The 19,172-nt window shown below is 51.8% G+C and carries 18 protein-coding genes; 10 read left to right on the top strand and 8 right to left on the bottom strand.

The features are described 5' to 3' along the window. Positions 1 to 41: 41 nt before the first annotated feature. Positions 42 to 1,511, bottom strand: coding sequence for an IMP dehydrogenase (gene guaB, locus ACYVJQ_RS03540; protein ID WP_460891677.1), 1,470 nt, complete (start codon positions 1,509 to 1,511; stop codon positions 42 to 44). 141 nt (positions 1,512 to 1,652) lie between these two features. Continuing rightward, positions 1,653 to 1,973 carry a rhodanese-like domain-containing protein gene (locus ACYVJQ_RS03545; protein WP_460891678.1) on the bottom strand — a complete coding sequence of 107 codons (321 nt, stop codon included), beginning with the start codon at positions 1,971 to 1,973 and terminating at the stop codon, positions 1,653 to 1,655. Positions 1,974 to 2,137: 164 nt separating this feature from the next. Here ACYVJQ_RS03545 and pnuC point away from each other — a divergent pair, with 164 nt between their 5' ends. The 8 genes from pnuC (at position 2,138) to ACYVJQ_RS03585 (ending at position 9,256) form a co-directional block, all read left to right on the top strand. Next, entirely contained in the window at positions 2,138 to 2,749 is a 612-nt protein-coding gene (gene pnuC, locus ACYVJQ_RS03550) for a nicotinamide riboside transporter PnuC (protein ID WP_460891679.1), read from the top strand. A gap of 142 nt (positions 2,750 to 2,891) precedes the next feature. After that, complete coding sequence (locus tag ACYVJQ_RS03555) at positions 2,892 to 3,650, top strand: DUF2490 domain-containing protein (RefSeq protein ID WP_460891680.1); 759 nt, start codon at positions 2,892 to 2,894, stop codon at positions 3,648 to 3,650. Between the two features lie 162 nt (positions 3,651 to 3,812). Further along, the gene (locus tag ACYVJQ_RS03560; protein WP_460891681.1) at positions 3,813 to 4,328 is read left to right on the top strand and encodes an AAA family ATPase; all 516 of its coding nucleotides are present in this window, start codon (positions 3,813 to 3,815) and stop codon (positions 4,326 to 4,328) included. Positions 4,329 to 4,341: 13 nt separating this feature from the next. After that, positions 4,342 to 5,223 carry an aldose 1-epimerase family protein gene (locus ACYVJQ_RS03565; RefSeq protein WP_460891682.1) on the top strand — a complete coding sequence of 294 codons (882 nt, stop codon included), beginning with the start codon at positions 4,342 to 4,344 and terminating at the stop codon, positions 5,221 to 5,223. Positions 5,224 to 5,610: 387 nt separating this feature from the next. Beyond that, on the top strand, positions 5,611 to 6,699 hold the full coding sequence (locus ACYVJQ_RS03570) for an efflux RND transporter periplasmic adaptor subunit (protein ID WP_460891683.1): 1,089 nt from the start codon (positions 5,611 to 5,613) through the stop codon (positions 6,697 to 6,699). 2 nt (positions 6,700 to 6,701) lie between these two features. Continuing rightward, positions 6,702 to 7,961 (top strand): ABC transporter permease, encoded by a 1,260-nt coding sequence (locus ACYVJQ_RS03575; RefSeq protein WP_460891684.1) that lies wholly within the window; start codon positions 6,702 to 6,704, stop codon positions 7,959 to 7,961. A gap of 5 nt (positions 7,962 to 7,966) precedes the next feature. Further along, on the top strand, positions 7,967 to 8,650 hold the full coding sequence (locus tag ACYVJQ_RS03580; RefSeq protein ID WP_460891685.1) for an ABC transporter ATP-binding protein: 684 nt from the start codon (positions 7,967 to 7,969) through the stop codon (positions 8,648 to 8,650). A 177-nt stretch (positions 8,651 to 8,827) separates the two neighbouring features. Further along, complete coding sequence (locus ACYVJQ_RS03585) at positions 8,828 to 9,256, top strand: hypothetical protein (protein WP_460891686.1); 429 nt, start codon at positions 8,828 to 8,830, stop codon at positions 9,254 to 9,256. Here ACYVJQ_RS03585 and ACYVJQ_RS03590 read toward each other — a convergent pair. The 3 genes from ACYVJQ_RS03590 to ACYVJQ_RS03600 form a co-directional block, all read right to left on the bottom strand. After that, the gene (locus ACYVJQ_RS03590; protein ID WP_460891687.1) at positions 9,253 to 10,380 is read right to left on the bottom strand and encodes a mechanosensitive ion channel family protein; all 1,128 of its coding nucleotides are present in this window, start codon (positions 10,378 to 10,380) and stop codon (positions 9,253 to 9,255) included. The two genes, ACYVJQ_RS03585 and ACYVJQ_RS03590, sit on opposite strands and share 4 nt — an antisense overlap. 210 nt (positions 10,381 to 10,590) lie before the next feature. Further along, positions 10,591 to 10,998, bottom strand: coding sequence for a nuclear transport factor 2 family protein (locus ACYVJQ_RS03595; RefSeq protein WP_460891688.1), 408 nt, complete (start codon positions 10,996 to 10,998; stop codon positions 10,591 to 10,593). Positions 10,999 to 11,166: 168 nt separating this feature from the next. Beyond that, positions 11,167 to 11,766, bottom strand: a complete 600-nt coding sequence (locus ACYVJQ_RS03600) for a hypothetical protein (protein ID WP_460891689.1) — start codon at positions 11,764 to 11,766, stop codon at positions 11,167 to 11,169. A gap of 184 nt (positions 11,767 to 11,950) precedes the next feature. Between ACYVJQ_RS03600 and ACYVJQ_RS03605 the strand changes: the two genes are divergently transcribed. Next, positions 11,951 to 12,907 (top strand): N-acetylmuramoyl-L-alanine amidase, encoded by a 957-nt coding sequence (locus ACYVJQ_RS03605; protein ID WP_460891690.1) that lies wholly within the window; start codon positions 11,951 to 11,953, stop codon positions 12,905 to 12,907. A gap of 169 nt (positions 12,908 to 13,076) precedes the next feature. Further along, positions 13,077 to 15,401: a penicillin-binding protein 1A gene (locus tag ACYVJQ_RS03610; RefSeq protein ID WP_460891691.1), complete on the top strand. Its 2,325-nt coding sequence runs from the start codon at positions 13,077 to 13,079 to the stop codon at positions 15,399 to 15,401. A 154-nt stretch (positions 15,402 to 15,555) separates the two neighbouring features. Here the strand turns inward: ACYVJQ_RS03610 and ACYVJQ_RS03615 are convergent, their stop codons facing one another. The 3 genes from ACYVJQ_RS03615 to ACYVJQ_RS03625 all read right to left on the bottom strand — a co-directional run bounded on the left by ACYVJQ_RS03615 (position 15,556) and on the right by ACYVJQ_RS03625 (position 19,157). Continuing rightward, entirely contained in the window at positions 15,556 to 16,590 is a 1,035-nt protein-coding gene (locus ACYVJQ_RS03615; RefSeq protein WP_460891692.1) for a DUF354 domain-containing protein, read from the bottom strand. A 173-nt stretch (positions 16,591 to 16,763) separates the two neighbouring features. Further along, entirely contained in the window at positions 16,764 to 17,810 is a 1,047-nt protein-coding gene (locus ACYVJQ_RS03620) for a glycosyltransferase family 4 protein (protein WP_460891693.1), read from the bottom strand. Positions 17,811 to 17,867: 57 nt separating this feature from the next. After that, the gene (locus ACYVJQ_RS03625) at positions 17,868 to 19,157 is read right to left on the bottom strand and encodes a hypothetical protein (protein WP_460891694.1); all 1,290 of its coding nucleotides are present in this window, start codon (positions 19,155 to 19,157) and stop codon (positions 17,868 to 17,870) included. Positions 19,158 to 19,172: the final 15 nt, after the last annotated feature.

Raw genomic sequence — 19,172 nt, forward strand, 5'->3', positions numbered from 1 at the left:
ATACGTGATTTGTCTAAAAGTAACTAAAAAAATCCAGATTCTTATCTGCTGTAATTTGGCGCCTCACGGGTAATCTGCACATCATGCGGATGGCTCTCTCGTAAACCTGCTCCCGTAATTTTTACCATCCGGGCTTTTTTGAGGACCTCAATGTCTGGGGCACCGCAGTAGCCCATACCCGCCTTCAGGCCGCCCACCAGTTGGTAAAGCACCTCGCCAGCCAGGCCTTTGTACGGCACCCGGCCCACAATGCCTTCGGGCACCAGTTTTTTCACGTCATCCTCGGCATCCTGGAAATACCGGTCTTTAGAGCCTTCGCCCATGGCCTCAATAGAGCCCATGCCGCGGTAGGTCTTAAACTTACGACCCTCAAAGATCTGCATGTCACCAGGGGCTTCCTCAGTACCGGCCAGCAAAGAGCCAATCATAATGGTGCTGGCACCGCCCGCAATAGCTTTCACTATGTCGCCGGAGAATTTCACGCCGCCGTCTGCGATCACCGGCACGCCGGTGCCTTCTAAACCTCTAACGGCTTCTATCACCGCGGAAAGTTGGGGAACACCGATACCGGCAATAATACGGGTGGTACAGATAGAGCCCGGGCCCACGCCCACTTTCACGGCATCAGCTCCTGAGTCGGCTAAGGCTTTGGCGCCTTCGGCGGTGGCTACGTTGCCGGCAATAAGGTCTACGTTAGGGAAGGAGGTCTTGATTCTGCGCACGGCTTCCATCACGCCTTTGGAGTGCCCGTGGGCGGTGTCTACGCTAATCACATCTACGCCGGCTTCCACCAGGGCGCCTACGCGGTCCAGCACATCGGCGGTTACGCCTACGGCGGCGCCTACGCGCAACCGGCCAAACTCGTCTTTGCAGGCGTAAGGGCGGTGCTTGCGCTTAAGAATGTCTTTGTAAGTAATCAGGCCCACCAGCACCTGGTTTTCATCTACTATGGGCAGTTTCTCAATCTTGTACTCCTGCAGGATGTCCTCGGCCTTGTCTAGTTCTATGCCTTTGGGAGCAGTGATAAGGCGGTCTTTGGTCATGATCTCAGACACCTTGATGGCGTAATTCTTCTCAAACCTAAGGTCACGGTTGGTGATGATGCCCACCAGCTTTTTATCTGAAGAGAGCACCGGGATGCCGCCAATCTTGTGCTCCTTCATGAGGGCCAGGGCCTCGCCCAGGGTAGCGTTTTCATGCAGGGTTACCGGGTCCAGGATCATACCGCTCTCAGAGCGTTTTACCTTGCGCACCTGTTCGGCCTGCTGCTTGATGCTCATGTTTTTGTGGATGAACCCGATGCCGCCTTCCTGGGCCATGGCAATGGCCATGTCGGCTTCGGTGACGGTATCCATGGCCGCTGAGACCAGCGGAATGTTCACCCGTATGTTGCGGGTTAACTGGCTGGAAGTGTTAGTGTCTTTGGGAAGTACCTCTGAATAAGCAGGTAGGAGGAGAACGTCGTCGTAGGTGAGACCTTCAAAAAGGATATTGGGAGCGTGAGGCTGCATGGCAAATAGCATTAATGGTATTTGCCACGTAAAATTAAGGGAAAAGTTGAGTATTGCATTGTTTCGGTAAAAACTTTCTTAAAAAAGCTATGCTGTTTCAGGGTAGTTTTTGTGAAAACAGGCTCAAAACAGGAACGCCTTTTAGTACACCGGAAACGTAGGATCTACCTCCAGCGCCCAGGCATGGATGCCGCCCTTCAGGTTTAGCAGATTGGTGAAGCCGTGGCGCTGCTGCAGGAACATAAGCGCCTGCGCGCTCCGGAAACCGTGGTGGCAGATAAGCACCAGGGGCGTGTCCTTGTCCAGGCGTGGGGCTGCCTTGGGCAAATCACCCAGGGGAATAAGCTCGCCGCCTAAATTACAGATGGCCCATTCCTCGGGCTCCCGCACGTCAATGAGTTGCAGCGGTTCCTGGCGGTCTAGGCGTTCTTTCAGTTGAAGGGGCGTGATTTCAGGCAGCATGCGACAAAGATAACGTAAAATATATGCCGGTAAAGAAGCCCCAGACCATGGATGCTACCGGTAAGCTCCTATTTTTGTAGCGCATACACCGCTGGCTAATTCCCGTTTTGGGCACGTTTTTGAGAAAACAGGCCCAAAACGCAAAAGCCGCCAATTGTTTTTCTATGGATTTTCTTTCGCCCAGTGCCTGGAATGTAGAGACCGTCACCGAGGTGGTGGGCGTGATTACAGGTCTGCTTTGCGTCTGGCTGGCAGCCCGCCAGAATATCTGGACTTTTCCCGTGGCCTTGGTAAGCGTGCTGCTCTACATCATGGTCTTTTTTGACGCCAGGCTTTACGCCGACATGGGGTTGCAGGTCATGTTTGCGGTGCTCAATATTTACGGGTGGTATATGTGGCTGCACAAGGGAAGCCAGCGGGCCGAGCGGCCGGTTACCCGCATGACCAAAAAGCAATGGGGCTGGCTGCTGCTGTTTGTGCCGGCGTTCACGCTAGTGCTGGGCCTGTACCTGCACCATAACACCAACGCCGACCTGGCCTACTGGGACTCTGCCACCACCGCCGTGAGCCTGGGCGCCCAATGGCTCATGAGCCGGAAAAAGCTGGAGAACTGGCTGATCTGGATAGTGGTAGACGCCGTGTACGTGCCCATTTATATTTACAAAGAACTGTACCCCACGGCACTGCTGTACTTCCTGTACCTGGCCCTGGCCTGGTGGGGCTACGTTGACTGGAAGAAGAGTCTGAACGCAAAGGTGGCCAACGTGCAGGCCTGAGCCCAGGCGTTTCAGAAAATGGTAGTATACAGACAAATAACTTGAAAATACGCTGAAAATAGAGGTGGGGCTGGCATGAATGGCCTTTTGACGCTTGTTTTGCGATCATTCACCATTCGTCACGCAGTGACAGTTCCCCCTTATGATTAAAAAGGTCTTTCTCTTGTTATTGTTGGTGCTGACCCTTACCGTACCGCGCGCCCAGGCTCAGAACAACCGCCGACATGATACCAATTACAACGGCTGGTTTATGTACTTCGGGAATCACCGCCTCACAGATAAATGGGGCCTGCACACCGAGTTCCAGCTGCGGCAGTACCAAGTGATCTCCAAACAGCAGCAGTTGATGCCCCGGGTGGGTCTGACGTATAACCTTTCAGACCGGGCCATGGTCATGGGCGGCTATGCCTATGTGCATACGTATCCTTACGGAGACAACCCCGCGGCCAGTGATTTCCCGGAGCACCGCACGTTCCAGCAATTGCAGCTGAAAGATCAGCAGGGGATGTTTGGGTTGTCGCACCGGTTCCGGTTGGAGCAGCGCTGGATCAAGTTTGCCAATGCCCCAGCGTATACTTACCTGAACCGGGCCCGGTATCAGTTCCGGGTGACTGTTCCGCTCCAAGGCCCCACACTGGAGGACCAGGAGTTTTACCTGGGCGCCTATGAGGAGGTATTCCTGAACTTCGGGCCGAACGTGACCACTAATATCTTTGACCAGAACCGCGTGTATGCGGCCGTGGGGTACCGGTTCCACAAAGACGCCACCCTGGAGGTAGGGTACCTGCACCAGCACGTGGCCCAGCGCAACGGCCTCTGGTTTGAAAGCAACCACACTCTGCAGGTAGGCCTTGCCTATAACCTTGACTTCCGGAAACCAGCGCAAAAGACCCCGCAATAGATTAGCTTGCCGAAGGGAAGGAACACCAGCCTTTTTCGCCGCCAGCGGAAATTTCTTGTCTGATAACCTTTTGCCGGTTTACCCATTATTCTGTTTTGGGCCTGTTTTCTTGAAAGCGGCCTTAAAACGCCCTGAAACTCCCATGCCTGAAAACTGTATGCCGTGCTGAAAATAGCCATTACCGGTCCCGAGAGTACGGGCAAATCTACCCTGGCCGCCCAACTGGCCCACCATTACCAGGCTCCCTGGGTACCCGAATACGCGCGTACCTATCTGGAACAGCTGGACCGGCCCTATGAAGCCCATGACCTGGACCAGATTGCCCAGGGGCAGCAAGAGTTATGGGCCGCCCAGGCCGCCCTTGACCCTGCGCTCTTAATCCTGGACACCGAGTTGCTGGTGCTTAAAATCTGGTCTGAGCACGCCTACGGTACCAGCGCCCCGTCTATTCAGGAGGGGCTTCAGAAACAAGCCGTAGACCTGTACCTGCTCCTAAACGTAGACCTTCCCTGGGAACCCGATCCGCAGCGCGAGCATCCTCATCTGCGGCAGTTTTTCTATGACTGGTACAAGCGGGAGCTGGAGGGGTTGGGCGTGCCGTACGTAGAGATTTCCGGCTCAGAGGAGCAAAGAGTACAGAACGCCATTCAAGCCATTGACCGTATAATACAGCGCTAACTTTACGTCTGCCATGAATACCACTTACCTTGAAAATGAATACGTACGCGTAGGCGTAAAGCACCTGGGAGCCGAACTCTGCAGCTTTGTGAAAAAGGACGGCAACCGGGAATATATCTGGCAAGCCGATGCTGCCTTCTGGAACCGCCATGCCCCGGTGCTGTTCCCTATTGTAGGGCGCCTGCCTCAGAACCAATACCTGCATGAAGGACGGATCTATACGCTGCCCCAGCATGGCTTCGCCCGTGATCTGCCGTTTGAGTTACTGGACCGGACGGAAAACCAGCTGATCTTTGAACTAAGGGCTACGGCCCAGACCAAAGAAGTATATCCCTTTGATTTCGCGCTGCGCCTTCTCTACACTTTGCAGGACCAGACCTTGACCGTCACCTGGCAGGTAGAGCACATGGGCGAGGGCGAGATGTTGTTCTCCATTGGCGCGCACCCCGCGTTCAACGTGCCGTTGCTGCCAGGTGGCACCTTTGAAGACTACTACCTGGAGTTCTCCCAACCCGAGACCCTGGCCCGTTACCTGCTGGAGGAAGGCACCGGTCTGCAGAACGGCCAAACTGAACCGGTGCTGGACAACATGGCCGTACTGCCGCTCCGCTATGCGCATTACAAGAAAGACGCGCTGGTGTTCAAGAGCTACCGCTCTGAGCGCGTGACCCTCAAATGCGATTACCACCCGCACTTTGTGCAAATGCAGCTGGAGAACTTCCCGTTCCTAGGTATCTGGACCAAATGCGAAGGTGCCCCGTTTCTCTGCATTGAGCCCTGGTACGGCATTGCCGGCAGCGCCGGTGCCCCCCTGGAACTAAGCGAAAAAGAAGGCATGCAGTCACTGGGCACCAGGGAGGTGTTTGAGGCGAGCTATGCCATTACAATTGGGTAAGAGTTAAGAAGCCAAAGTTTAGCTGCTACCCCTGTTTTGGGCCTGTTTTTCTAAAAACAGGCCCAAAACAGGGGTAGCAGCTTTTACTAGCATTAACGTAAGTGTAGCGATTGCTTGAAACCCAGAACTCAACGTAAAATGAGGAGTATCATAGGGAAGGGATATGTTTCGCAGAGGTTCTGCCAAAACAGTTTGATTTCTTTACAGGTTACCTAAGTAGAACAAGGTAATCACTTCTTTTATGCTCTGGAAAGGACCTGGTGAGTCAACTGGAGACGCCTAGACTCCTTGTCGTTCGCTATTAAGATTCTTGCACGAGGATGAGGAAAATATACTAAATTTATTTCAGTGCGCTTATTTAGCGGACTACGTGTACTGGCCTGGGGTATGAAAAAACAATTTCCATTTTTGGTTGTGCTGGCCTTGCTGCTGATTTCCTGTTCTGAGGAGCAGGAGCGGGTGAAGCCCCGGGTAAGTTCCATTGCAGAGTCTGTCTACGCCTCGGGTACGGTAAAGGCCGCGGACCAATACACTGCCTTCCCCAAAGTGAGCGGTCTGGTGCAGGCCATTCTGGTAAAGGCCGGCGATACCGTGAAAGCCGGGGACCCCTTGTTCAGGTTAGAGAACACCACCGCGGCTTTAAATGCCCGCAATGCCCAGCTGGCGCTGGAATTGAGCCAGGAGAACAGCCGCAGTAACTTCGGGCGGCTGCAGGAGGCCCAACTGGCCCTGCGGCAGGCACAGGACAAGTTTCAGTTAGATTCTTCTTTATTCCAACGCCAGAAGCGCCTGTGGGCACAGAAGATTGGCACCCAGGTAGAGTTTGAGCAGCGGCAACTGGCGTATACCTCCTCGCGCAGCAACTTTTTGTCAGCGAAGGCCAACCTGGCGCTGTTGAACCGGCAGTTGCGCAATGAGGTGCAGCGCGCCGGCGTGAACTATGATATCAGCAAGCAACTGCAGAGTGATTTTGTGGTGCGGGCCAGCATCTCGGGGAGGGTGTATGATGTGCTCATGGAGAAAGGCGAACTGGTGGGACCCCAAACCCCGCTGGCCATCATTGGGCAAACCCGAAATTTCCTGCTGGAGCTGGCCGTAGACGAGAACGATATTGTGCGGGTGCAAGTGGGCCAGCCCGTGGAAATCAGCATGGACAGTTACAAAGGGCAGGTGTTTGAGGGCGTGGTGGAGAAAATCTATCCCATCATGAAGGAACGCTCCCGCACGTTTCAGGTAGATGCCCGGTTTGTGAACCCCCCGGCCAAACTGTATCCCAATCTTTCGGCGGAAGCCAATATTGTGGTACAGACCAAGAAAAACGCCCTGCTCATACCCCGGGAATACCTGGTGGATGGCCGGTTTGTGCTGGTGGCCCCTGACCAGAAACGCGAGGTGAAAGTAGGCCTGCGTGATTACCGCAAAGCCGAGATTCTGCAGGGCCTGGACACCACTGAGTTTGTCTATAAACCCAAGTAACCATGAACTTCAAACTGATCCTGAGCATTGCCGTGGGCCTGTTGCGGGCGCGTGTTAAGCAGTCTGTGGTAGCGGCGGCGGGGGTCACGTTTGGGATTGGGATGTTCATTGCCCTGGTCAGTTTCATGAACGGCCTTAACCAGTTGCTGGACGGGCTTATCCTTAACCGCCTGCCCCACGTGCGGCTCTACAATGAAATAAAGCCGTCTGCCGTGCAGGCTGTAGAACGTGCCCCGAAATACAACGGCTATGAACACTTTATCAGGTCTGTAAAACCCAAGGACCGGGGCAAGGAAATCTACAACAGCCAAGCCATTATCAAAGCCCTCAATCAAGACCCCCGAGTGATGGGCGTGGCACCCAAGGCCATTACGCAGGTGTTTTACAATACGGGCACCATTGAGTTAGGCGGCGTGATAGACGGCATAGACGTAGCCATGGAAGAACAGCTGTTTTCGTTGAGCAACTACATTATTTCCGGTAACCTGCAAGACCTGAACACGGTGTCTAACAGCATTATTTTGGGCAAAGGCATAGCTGAGAAAATGATGGTGGATATTGGTGACGTGGTACGCATAACGGCCCCCAACGGGCAGCAGGGCACCTTAAAGGTGGTAGGAGTAGTGCAACTGGGCATCATGGAGATAGACAACATCCAGAGCTACGCCTCCATTGAAACAGTGCAGAAACTGCTGGGCCAACCCTCGGCGTACCTCACCGATATACAAGTGAACCTCACTGACCTGAACATGGCGCCGGCCGCCGCCAAAGAATATGCCGCCCTATATGGGCTGGAGGCCACTGACATCCAGACGGCCAATTCACAGTTTGAGACGGGCAGCAACATCCGGGGCATTATTTCCTACGCCGTGGGCATTACGCTGCTTATTGTGGCGGGCTTCGGGATTTACAATATCCTTAATATGATGATCTATGAGAAAATGGACGCCATTGCCATTCTCAAGGCCACTGGTTTTTCGGCGCAAGACGTACAGAATATCTTTCTCTCCCTGTCTATGATCATTGGGGTGGCCGGGGGCGTGATGGGCTTGCTGCTAGGGTATGTTATTTCGGTTATTATAGACAATGTGCCCTTTGAGACGGCGTCTTTGCCTACCATCACCACTTACCCGGTTTATTTCAACCCGGTGTTCTATATCATTGGCATTACGTTCGCGCTGGTGACCACGTATTTTGCCGGGCTGTTTCCGGCGCGCAAGGCCAGCAAAACGGACCCGGTCAGTATCATAAGAGGCAAGTAAAGACCATGGCAGAGAAGGTTCTGAAGGCGCGTGGCCTCAACAAGTATTTCCATGACCCGGTCAGGTTCCAGGTTCTCAGCGATATCACGTTCAGCATCACGCACGGCGAGTTTATATCTGTGGTAGGGAAATCTGGCTGCGGAAAGTCCACGCTGCTCTACATTCTCTCCACCATGGACACCGACTATGACGGTGACCTTTACCTGGACGGCGAACTGATGCGCGAGCGCACGCCCAAACAACTAGCCCAGATCAGAAATGAGAAGATTGGCTTCGTGTTTCAGTTTCACTACCTTATCCAGGAGTTCAGTGTGCTGCGCAACGTCATGCTGCCGGGCATAAAACTGGGCAAATACTCACAGCAAGAGGTAGAGGAGCGGGCCATGAGCTACCTGCGCACGCTGGGGGTAGACGACCAGGCCCTTAAAATGCCCAACCAGTTGAGCGGGGGCCAGAAACAACGGGTAGCCATTGCCCGGGCGCTTATCAATGACCCGGTTTTGATCATGGGCGATGAACCCACTGGCAACCTGGACAAGAAGAACTCAGACATTGTGTTTGACATCTTCCAAGAGCTCTGCCAGGAGAAGAAACAGACGCTGCTCATTGTCTCGCATGACCCAGATTTTGCCCAACGCACAGACCGCACCATTGAAATGGAAGACGGCAAGATTATAAGCGGGTATTAGAATATAGGGGGGGCGCTTTGGCTTAAAAAATGGGTGCTCTCTAAAACTATACGGCCCAATGCAGGTTATCTTTTAGTTAAATAAGGAAACATTTCATTATTTCTAGACATGATTGCCTAGCTTTCTGGAAATTACCGAAATACTGATCTCTAAAGCCGTTGGCTTACTATTTTTAAAATGCGCCTAGAACAGCAAAACTCCTTTGGGAGAACCTTTTATACCATTGAGTACAACCCTTCCTTAGACATTGTAGATACCGTCTGGACAGGGTTTGCCTCGGATAATGACTTACGGCTTGCCTGCGAGGTGGGTCTCAGGCTGCATGAAGAAACAAAGTGCGCCTTTAAATTGAATGATAACTCAACTTTCACGGGGTTGTGGAGTGAGTCTGTTACCTGGCTGGAGACCGAGTGGTTGCCCAGAGCTATGGCTGCCGGGGTAAAATACCTGGCGCATGTGGCCAAGAAAAACTCCTTTGGTGCGGCGGCCGGGGAGGTGATGGGCATTAGCAGTATTGGCCAGCAGTTACAGTATTGTCATTTTGCCAGCCGCCAGGAAGCCTTGGCCTGGTTAGCCATCTGCCAACAGCAAGAGGCTCCGGTTTAGGAGCCGTTTTCGCCAAAAGAGCCCTTAAACGTCTTGGGGGGTTGCCCCACTTCCTCTTTCTGGTTGGCCTCTGCTCCTTCATTCACCATAAATAAGGTACGGGTAGGGTAGGCGAACCCTATGCCACGCTTTTCAAACTCCTCAAAAATCCGGAAGTTGATGTTCTGGTGAATGTCCATGTAGGTGTTATACTCCTTATCCAGCACGTAATACACCACCTCATAGTCCAGGCTGGATTCACTGTAGGCCATAAAGTGGGCGCGGTCAAACTGGACCGGGTGCTGCTCTTTTACAATGCCTTCCAACAGGCGGGGTATCAGTTTTAAATTCTCCAGGGAGGTCTGGTAAATCACGCCCAGCTTAAAGGTAACGCGGCGGCGCATGAGCTGTTTGTAGTTATGGATGCGGGAACTGGTAAGGTCACTGTTGGCCACCACCAGCTGCTCGCCAGACAGGCTTTTAATACGGGTAGTTTTGATGCCAATGTAATCTACCGTGCCAGATTTGTCATCAATCACTATGTAGTCGCCGGTTTCAAAGGGGCGGTCAAAGAAAATCACGAAGTAGTTAAAGACGTCGCCCAGAATGTTCTGCGCGGCCAGCGCGATGGCAATACCGCCTATGCCCAGCCCCGTGATAATGGTGGTGACGTTGTAGCCCATGTTGTCAAAGAGAAACAGCAGGCCCACCATCCAGATCACAGCGTTAATAATGAGCATGAGGCCACCCAGCTGTTTCACCTTCTCCTCGCCGCGTTCCTGTTTGCGCACGTAGGTTTTAAGTAGCAGCAAAATGGTGGAAGAGATGAGGCGCACAAACAGAAAGGTGATCACCATGGTGGTGGCAATGTCTAACACGTTCTGCATTCTCTCGGAGAGGTTGAGGTAATGGAGCCCCAAATAGATCACGGCATAATAGAGCGCCGGCAAAAGAAACCGCTCTACGCCTTCCACCAGAAAATCATCTAGATGCGTTTTGGTGTTCCTTACCCAGTTTTTGACTCTTTTCAGAAAAACGTGCTTAAAAGACCGGACCAAAACCAGCCCGATGACAATGATGCCTAGCGCCACCAGGTAATCAAAAACACTGTTATTATAGTATGTCCTGAAAAGTAAATCATTCATAAAGCCGAAGGGAAATAGCCAGCCCTGCCGGCGGCGAGGAATGGACGGGGTTGCATGTCCATTACTCATACGGCCTTTTTAGGGAAGGTAGTTATACCCAAAATTTCTTGGGGAGCAGGAAAGATGAAGTGCCGGCTATTGGAAGGAAGAGGGAGGTTTAGAGGGGAATATAGACGAGTTTTCTGTGGTAATGCATTGTGGCGCAGTTAGTTACTTTGCTTTAGCGGCCTGTGCGGCTTGGAGGTCACAGTTCTCTTTGCGGCGGGTATCTGCAATGGAGAAGATCTTCCAGCCGGTAGGGCTGCGGTATAGCTGGAAGGCGTCTACCCCGCAATGGATGAAGGTGTCGCCCACGTAAAAGGCGTACTGGCACCAGAGGGTGGCCAGGTCGCCGTCAATAGAAACTTTTACGTCCCAGATGCGCTCATCCAGTACTTGGGGGTGCTTCTGCCCAATCATTTCCACAAATTTCTGGATAGGCGTTTCACGGGGGAGAACCGTGCCTTCCTTGTTGGCGGCCACGGAAATAAGCCGGGCATTGGGCGCCAGCACCGACCGGGCCAGGGTGCTGTCACTGGTGCGCATGGCATCAAAGAAAGTAACCACGGCTTGTTCCACAGCTTTGGCCTCTGCGGTTGTTTTGGGCTGAGGGGAAGGGATTTTTTTTGTTTGGGCCAGAGTGGCAAAACTCACCAAGAGGCAAAGGCAAAACAAGAACAGAGTACGCATGGCAGTATACAGCTAGGGAAAGGTAAAATAATAGAAGCGGGGCAAAGACAGACCCTTTTAAATGAACACCAGTCGGTCCTGGAGCAGGGTGCGCAGTTCGGGCGGAAGCCCAAAGTGGGTATCCATGAAATCATCCAGAACCTGGCGGGTGTGCGGCGAGATCAATTCCTGAATCTCTTCCATGGCCTGGCTGCTAATCATGTAGGGCATGTAGGTGTAAAGCAGGTCTTTGCCGTCGCATTGGGCGTACATCTGGTACTCAGTGCAGGTTTCACGGGAGGCGCCAGTGACCAGACAATGAGACAGCCAATGGTCCAGCTGAAAAGGGTTGGGTAAGGCCAACAATGCCTCCCGGCGGGCCACCAGGTTCACGTGTTGCTGAAAGTAGGCATCAATCCTGGTCCTGGACTCCACAGAAAGTTCTTCCCGCAGTTGCTGCGCACAGTCCATGCACATAGCATACTCAAAGATCACATCCTGCACTTTAGCATCTGGATAGTTGCGCACGGCCTTCTCCACCAGGTAGGGCACCCCGTTTTGCAGCAGAAACCCCTCGCAGGTGATACAGGCATGAAACGGCTTGCCCGTGGCTACTGAGTGGAACTGGGCAGGGATAGGTTCAAATTCATGGTCTAGGTGCAAAGGCGGTAACTCCATGGCATAGAATACTAAAGGAAAAACAAGACAGGCCTAAGATACCGGTTTTCTGGTTTGCATGGAACGGCCCCTTCCTGTTTTGAGCCCGTTTTCTGAAAAACAGGCTCAAAACAGGAACACGGCGCTGCAATAGATCAACCGGAAATTGCCATATTTGGCGTCTTTACTTTCTTCTGCCTTTGCCATGAAACAACTGTACGCGCTGTTCTTCTTTTCTGCCCTGCTGCTGGCTTCCTGTACCTCTAACCCGTATGCCACCACCAACAAGGCGTATAAAAAGAAAGCCAAGGCCTACGCCAAAACCCTGCGGGCCACGCCCGTCACCAATCCCGGCGAGGACAGCCTAGTGCAGGGCGATGCCTGGGTAGGCACCACCAACTTCAGCATGCGCAAGCCCAATTACGTGGTTATTCACCACACGGCGCAGAACAGCACAGACCAAACCCTGAAAACCTTTACCATGCCCAAAACGCAGGTAAGCGCCCACTACGTGATTGGCCGCGACGGCAAGGTTTACCACATGCTCAGCGATTACCTGCGGGCTTGGCACGCGGGTTCCGGCAAGTGGGGCAATACCTCAGACCTGAACTCTTCTTCCATTGGCATTGAGCTGGACAACAACGGGTATGAGCCGTTCCAGGAGGCCCAGATCAATAGCCTGCTGCAGGTGCTGGCGATTCTTAAGAAAACCCATGGCATACCGGCCGCCAATTTCATAGGCCACTCAGACATTGCCCCCAGCCGCAAGGTAGACCCCAATCCCACTTTCCCCTGGAAACAGCTGGCCCAGGCTGGTTATGGGATCTGGTATGATGAGGAAGCCGTGCGCAACTCCGTTTTTGAAACCGTTATCCCGACTTTTACAGATTCTACGGCTGCTGTCACGGTCCCAGATTCGGCGGCTCAGATAAGGATAACGGCCGTGCCCACGGTGGGCGTTCCTACCCCAGTGGTGGCAGTAGACACTATTCCGTTATCCTTCCAACCCAAAGACGCGCTGCGCATTATTGGCTATGACGTGCAGAATCTGGAGGCCGCCATTAAGGCGTTCAAGCTGCATTTTATCCAGAAGGAAGTGAATGGTGTGCTTTCTGATGACGACAAGAAGGTGCTCTACCACCTGTACAAGAAAAGCCTGTAGGGAATTGATTTGCCCGTTTTGCGTGTTGCGCCAAGAACGAACAGGTTCTGTTTCAGGGCCGTTTTCCAGAAAATAGGCTTAAAACAGAAAGCCCGCTTCTGGAAACCCCACACTTTCCTGTACCTTTGTAACGTTTTGAGAAGGGCGCATATGGCCCGTGAACAACCGCATGCCAGAAGAAATAGAAATTACCCCTTCCCGTACTAAATTCAACAAATGGATAAGAGCCCTCTGGAAGCTGTTTGGCTTGGGCGTGCTTTTCATTGTCGCCTATTTTATAGCCGTAGACCTTAACCTGTTTTACCTGTTTGGGGCCTCGCCCGGCTTGGATGAGCTGGAAAACCCACGCAGCAACCTGCCTTCAGAGATCTACACCGCCGACGGCCTGCTAGTGGGCCGGTACTTTAGAGAGAATCGGGATCCTGTTCCCTTTGACAGTATTTCACCCATAATGGTGAAGGCCCTGGTGGCCACTGAGGATGAGCGTTTCTACGAGCACCAGGGCATTGACCCTATTTCGGTGCTGGCCGCTGTGAAAGACAACCTGAAAGGAGATTCCAGGGGAGCCAGTACCCTAACCCAGCAGCTAGCCAAGAACCTTTATAAAACCCGTACCAAAAACACCAAAGGGGTATTGGGGTATATTCCGTTGGTTTCTACGGTGGTGGCCAAGACCAAGGAATGGAACACCTCCATTAAGCTGGAGCAGCGCTACACCAAAGACGAGATCCTGGGCATGTACCTGAACACGGTAGACTTCGGAAGCAACGCCTTCGGGATAAAAGTGGCCGCTAAGACGTTCTTCAGTACTACCCCAGAGAAACTGAAGCCTGAGGAAGCTGCCATGCTGGTAGGTGTTCTCAAGGCCCCTACCACCTACAACCCCAGATTCAACCCCAAGAACGCCCTGGCCCGCCGCAACGTGGTGCTCCAGCAGATGGCGCGCAATCAGGTGATCACCCCGGCCCAGGCCGATTCACTGAGCCAACTTCCCATCACGCTTAAGTACCAGGTAGAACAGCATTTGGACGGCGTGCCGGCCTACTACCGCCAAGCGGTGAATGAGTTTGTGCGCACCTGGGCCGACAAGCACGAACTGGACATGTATTCAGATGGGCTTAAGATTTACCTCACTATTGACTCGCGCATGCAAAACCTGGCCGAAGAGGCCCTGCGGGAAAAGATGAAGACCCTGCAGAACCGGTTTGAGGGACACTGGCGCGGCCGCAACCCATGGGTGGATGACCAGGATAATGAGATTCCGGGCTTTATTGAAAGTGCCATCAAGCGGACCGGCGTGTACCAGTCGCTTAAGAACAAATACGGTAATGATACCGCGGCTATCAACCGCGCGCTCAATGAGCCGAAGGTCATGACCGTTTTCAGCTATAAAGGGCCAAAGGAAATGACCATGAGCTCCATGGACTCCCTGCGGTACTACAAACGGTTCCTGCGCGCGGGCATGATGACCATGGATCCTTTCACCGGGCACATTAAAGCCTGGGTGGGCGGCATTGACTATGAGAACTTCAAGTATGACCACGTAAAGCAGGCCAAACGGCAGCCGGGTTCTACCTTTAAGCCCTTTGTGTATGCCGCCGCCATTGACCAGGGGTACTCGCCCTGTGACAAGATTCAGGACCAGCGCGTGACCATTAAGTACGTGGAAAACGGCAAGCCTATGGAGTGGACTCCTAACAATGCAGACCATTCTATTTCAGGCCGGCAGATGACGCTGCGGCACGCCATGGGCCGGTCGGTTAATACGGTGACCGCACAATTGACAGAGGCCATTGGGCCTGAGTCCGTACGCAAGTTTGCCCGTAAGTTAGGCATTACCAGCCCCATGCAGGCGGTTCCTTCCATAGGGCTAGGATCTAATGACGTGAGCATCTATGAGATGGTGAACGCCTACAGCAGCTTCGTGAACAACGGATTCCTGAACAAGCCCATGTTGGTGCTGCGCATAGAAGACCGTAGCGGCAATGTGATTGAGCAGTTTAACCCGCAGCAGAAAAGGGTGATTAGCGAAGAAACGGCCTTCCTGATGGTGCATATGCTTAAAGGCACCATGGAAGAGCCCGGTGGTACGTCACAGGCCCTCTGGGAATATGACCTCTGGAAAAAAGGCAACCAGATAGGCGGTAAAACCGGAACTACCTCCAATTACTCAGACGGCTGGTACATGGGCGTTTCTAAGAACTTGGTGACGGGCGTGTGGGTAGGTGGCGAGGACCGCAGCATCCACTTCAGGACCTCCGGTACGGGTGAGGGCTCTAAGACGGCACTCCCTATCTATGGGCGGTTCATGGAAAAAGTGTACAAAGACCCTAACCTGGGAATTAAATTGGGGCCTTTCCCTAAGCCTGCTGTAAAAATCAATAAGCCATATAACTGCATTACGGTGCTTCCGCGCAAGCCCAAAGTGGTAGACTCTACAGCCGTAGACAGCATGCTACAGCAAATGAACGACAGCATTATCTCTGCGTTTTAGGATCACACATTTTAAAGCAACCATAAAATAGAAAGGCCCGGTCACTTATGAAAGTGCCGGGCTTTTGCTGTTGGAATGCACCTTCTGCAGAAGGGTAGTTGGAACGGAAAGGGTTTAGGCAGGCGGTGTGTAGTGAAGGCTGATGTAATGGGGTTTAGGCGTATTTCAGCACCTCATTCACCATGAATTCTGTGGTGTCAATGCAATTTTCCAGTAGCCTTTTCCTGTTGTTGGAGTACTTTTCCTTGCCTTTCTCCTCCTGGAGTATTTCTACCCCTTTCCGGATGGCCCGTTCCTGGTCTTCCAGGCTTTCACTGAAGTAAGAAACCAGACCGTACTTATCGCCTTGTTCATCTGTGTAGCCCAGCCGGTTGTTGTTGATGAAGATGGCCGGAATACCCAGCACGGCCGCCTCAGAGGCCATAGTGCCGCTTTCCCCAAATAAAAGAGAGCTGTAGTACAGGGCGTCATGCATCTTATGGAAAGGGATTTTTATCCTGAGTTTCTCCAGGTCCTCGGGCAGGTGCCCCTCAGAGGAAATGAAGACCCGGGCGTGTTTGGAGAGCTCTGTGATGGATTTTCTTTTGTTCTCCAGAGACATGCCTGCATGGCCAAAGTCATGCGCCGCGGCCCAGGAGACAAACCGCACTATCACAAACTTCTCGTTTTCCTTTACACCAAGAATATCCAGGATAGACGGGTCTGGCTTAAAGTAATTGGGGTGCAGGTAGGCCAACTCCATGTAGCTGTTAAACCGATGTTGTTTCTGGCCCAGGTCAATGGTGTAGCAGGCGGGGGTAAACACCTTGGTGGCATACGGTACCGTGAGTTGATGGTGGAGTTTGGCATGCTCAGAATCACTGAACACCAGGGAGGTCTTGTTTAGAATTTTGGCTACCTGAGAGGGGTACGGGTGCAGGAAGTTGAGGAACAGGTCTGGCTTGAATTTCCTGGAGATGTACAGAAGCTTTAGGTCTGCATAGAGCAGGTAAAGGAACTTACCTATTTTACCGTTCTGCCCTTTGCCCCGGTCCATATAGGGGATATGGTAAAGATCTAGGAGTTTGTGCTCTATTTCTTTGTTTCTGGAGACAAAAAGAATTTGATGGCCCTTCTGGGTCAGGATCTGGTAAAGGTTCCTGAAGTAATGGACGTGCGCAGGGTGATTAATGTCTATTAGAACTCTCATTGGGGCAGCTTAAAAAATCTACATCACTTTCTAATCTCAGGTAAACGGGAAAGGTACGGGGGTACCTTTGCGGAAGAGGGACTTGACTCCTGGGGATAGTTGTAAGAGTATAATTAGTTCAAAGGGCGACAGAAATTGAGAGGTTGGGAAAGGCCGGCTGTTGTTAAAGAAAATTATGCCTGGGCGTTACTCAACTGCTGCTTTCTTAGCTGGGGAATAGGAGCGCGTCTGTTTGCTTTAGGTTTAAAGGAGTTAACGGTGTAGAGGTAAAGATTACTGATGCGTTTGGCAATGGTCTCGGCGTCTAGTTGGAGTTCCTGAATGCGGGCTTCCCCCTTTGTTCTGCCGTGGGTTTCTGAGAACTCCAGCGCTGATTTTAGTTTCTGGGCAAAGTCTTCAGGGTTAAATGAAGACACGTAGCAGCCTTCGGTTTCACCTAATACCCACCTCACATCTCCCATGTCTGTGGTTACAATGGGGCAATTACAGGCCATGGCCTCTTTCACCACGTTAGGAGAGCCTTCCATCAAGGAGGGCACCACCAGCACATGCACGGCGTTCAGGTACTTGGGTATCTGTTCATGGGCCACGGGGTAAGGGTTAAGGAGTTCCACGTCTGGAAGGTTAAGTTGGTCCAGAGCCTCTTTCACCAGGGCGTAATTTTTCCTGATATTGGCTTTGCTCCCTAAAAAGAGCACTTGCTTTTTGCTATTGTCCAGCCCAAGTTCTGCCCGGTAATCTTGGGGGGCAGGGTAGAATTTAGCGCGGTTGATACCGTTAGGAATGATAAAGGATTTATGCTTCAGGTAAACGTAGTCTTCAATGTTAGCAGACTTGGAGATAATAACCTTGGCAAACGGCTGAATAAGGTAGGTTAACAGCGTATTTAGCCGGCTGCTGAACTGAATTTTATTTACGCCAATGTATTCCCCGTAGGCGTCACTGCCCATTAAAGATAGGATCACTGGGGTTTTGCCGGCGCCTATCACCGCCGTCCACCCAGAAAGCGTAAAGTGGGCATGGATAAGGTCATAGTGGTTTGTCTTTAGGTACTCCTTAAGCCTGCGCCCTGCCTTCAGATACCCCATCAATCCCTTGCCTATGACCGGAAAGTAATCTACCTGGTAACCCAATTGGCGAAGTGACTCGCCTTGTTCTTTGATAAAGGGGACAATGGCAAAATTCTGGCTATTACCACTGCAAACAAAAAGAACTTTCATAGCCTAATGATAAGGGTGAATATTTAGGGTAACCCTGTAGGGTACCTTTGCAGGAACCTAAAGTCTTTGGATCAGGTGAGAAGCTGTTGGTAAAAATGGTTGTTCTGCCTCTTCGCTGTTTTGCGGTTCAGGTAAATCAGAAGTCTGGTGCCCGAATTTAACTGAGGCCAGCAGCAGCAAAAGAAAAGGGGCAAACGTTAGGGTTCCAATAAAGCGGCCCGGTAGTAACACAATAAGGAACATGATCAGGAGCGGGTAATAGACCTTTCTGTTCTCTGGCGCTATGTGCCGGTTTCCGGTAAAGAAGTAATGAAAGAAGCAGGCAAAGAATAGCAAGAGCCCTACTAATCCGGTGCTGTAAAACATCATGTTGATATCACTGTGAATGGGGCGGTCATGACCAAAGTATCGGATACCAAAGTCAAAGGTGTCAAACAACTTTACCCCAAACAGGATTTCTGCCACGCTCTGGCTTTTCTCATGGTACTGCATGATATAGAGGGTTTCCAGGTAGCGGCCTTCTTCCTCATAGGTGTCCAGGTTCTGAATGCGTTCCCGTTTCTCCAGCTGTGCCGTAAGTCTTTCTTCATACAACGGATAGGCTAATACAAGGGCAATGACCACAAACGCGCTGAAGGCCACCATCTTGAAGATAAGCTGCCGGTTCAGCAAGGCATAGACAAACAAAGCTCCAAAGAGCATTCCCAAGGCGGTTCTTCTGGTATTTATCATCAGGATGCAGACGTTTATTAAAATAAACACCACATCATTGGCTCTAAGCAGCCAGCTTTTATTCTTGTTGACCAGAAAGTAATGAATGGCCAGCATGACCACAATTGGGATGATATAGATTCTGGAGGTGACCAAAAACCCTGTAGAGAAAGCTTCTGTATAGGATTCGCCTACCTTGTATATATTGGCATACACCACGTACAGGGGCAAGGCCACCAATAATATTCGGTTGTACACTTCAAACTCCTTAACGAAATCAATGCTTTTGCCAAGGTGTTTCCCCACCGGAATCATAAGCAGGGTAATAGAGATGGCCAGCAGGTTTCTGGTGGAAGCCAGTGAGTCGCCTCGATTAATCACCCATAAAAAAACCAGGTAGACAAAAAGGACAGCCAGAATGGCGTCATGGGTTTTAAGGGCTTGGTATCGTACTATGTACACCAGCAGAATCCCCAACGGGATAAAATACCGAAGAGCTGCAAATATCTTGTCATCTTTATAGAAGCCGTCAAACATGTCAAAGAACACGAAAAACAAGACCAGGGATAAGATGGACGCTTTGAAATTATAGAAGGCGGTTATGATTAGGAAGGCGGCGAAAGCGAATAAGATCATAGTAAAAGAGGTATA

The organism is Rufibacter soli, from assembly GCF_054781795.1.

Bases quoted from the DNA above. Each gene is read 5' to 3' on its own strand.
- ACYVJQ_RS03570 (WP_460891683.1), top strand. From the start codon at position 5,611: ATGAAAAAACAATTTCCATTTTTGGTTGTGCTGGCCTTGCTGCTGATT.
- ACYVJQ_RS03620 (WP_460891693.1), bottom strand. From the start codon at position 17,810: ATGAAAGTTCTTTTTGTTTGCAGTGGTAATAGCCAGAATTTTGCCATT.
- ACYVJQ_RS03580 (WP_460891685.1), top strand. From the start codon at position 7,967: ATGGCAGAGAAGGTTCTGAAGGCGCGTGGCCTCAACAAGTATTTCCAT.
- ACYVJQ_RS03555 (WP_460891680.1), top strand. From the start codon at position 2,892: ATGATTAAAAAGGTCTTTCTCTTGTTATTGTTGGTGCTGACCCTTACC.
- ACYVJQ_RS03585 (WP_460891686.1), top strand. From the start codon at position 8,828: ATGCGCCTAGAACAGCAAAACTCCTTTGGGAGAACCTTTTATACCATT.
- ACYVJQ_RS03565 (WP_460891682.1), top strand. From the start codon at position 4,342: ATGAATACCACTTACCTTGAAAATGAATACGTACGCGTAGGCGTAAAG.
- pnuC (WP_460891679.1), top strand. From the start codon at position 2,138: ATGGATTTTCTTTCGCCCAGTGCCTGGAATGTAGAGACCGTCACCGAG.
- ACYVJQ_RS03590 (WP_460891687.1), bottom strand. From the start codon at position 10,380: ATGAATGATTTACTTTTCAGGACATACTATAATAACAGTGTTTTTGAT.
- ACYVJQ_RS03600 (WP_460891689.1), bottom strand. From the start codon at position 11,766: ATGGAGTTACCGCCTTTGCACCTAGACCATGAATTTGAACCTATCCCT.
- guaB (WP_460891677.1), bottom strand. From the start codon at position 1,511: ATGCAGCCTCACGCTCCCAATATCCTTTTTGAAGGTCTCACCTACGAC.
- ACYVJQ_RS03545 (WP_460891678.1), bottom strand. From the start codon at position 1,973: ATGCTGCCTGAAATCACGCCCCTTCAACTGAAAGAACGCCTAGACCGC.
- ACYVJQ_RS03605 (WP_460891690.1), top strand. From the start codon at position 11,951: ATGAAACAACTGTACGCGCTGTTCTTCTTTTCTGCCCTGCTGCTGGCT.
- ACYVJQ_RS03610 (WP_460891691.1), top strand. From the start codon at position 13,077: ATGCCAGAAGAAATAGAAATTACCCCTTCCCGTACTAAATTCAACAAA.
- ACYVJQ_RS03615 (WP_460891692.1), bottom strand. From the start codon at position 16,590: ATGAGAGTTCTAATAGACATTAATCACCCTGCGCACGTCCATTACTTC.
- ACYVJQ_RS03625 (WP_460891694.1), bottom strand. From the start codon at position 19,157: ATGATCTTATTCGCTTTCGCCGCCTTCCTAATCATAACCGCCTTCTAT.
- ACYVJQ_RS03575 (WP_460891684.1), top strand. From the start codon at position 6,702: ATGAACTTCAAACTGATCCTGAGCATTGCCGTGGGCCTGTTGCGGGCG.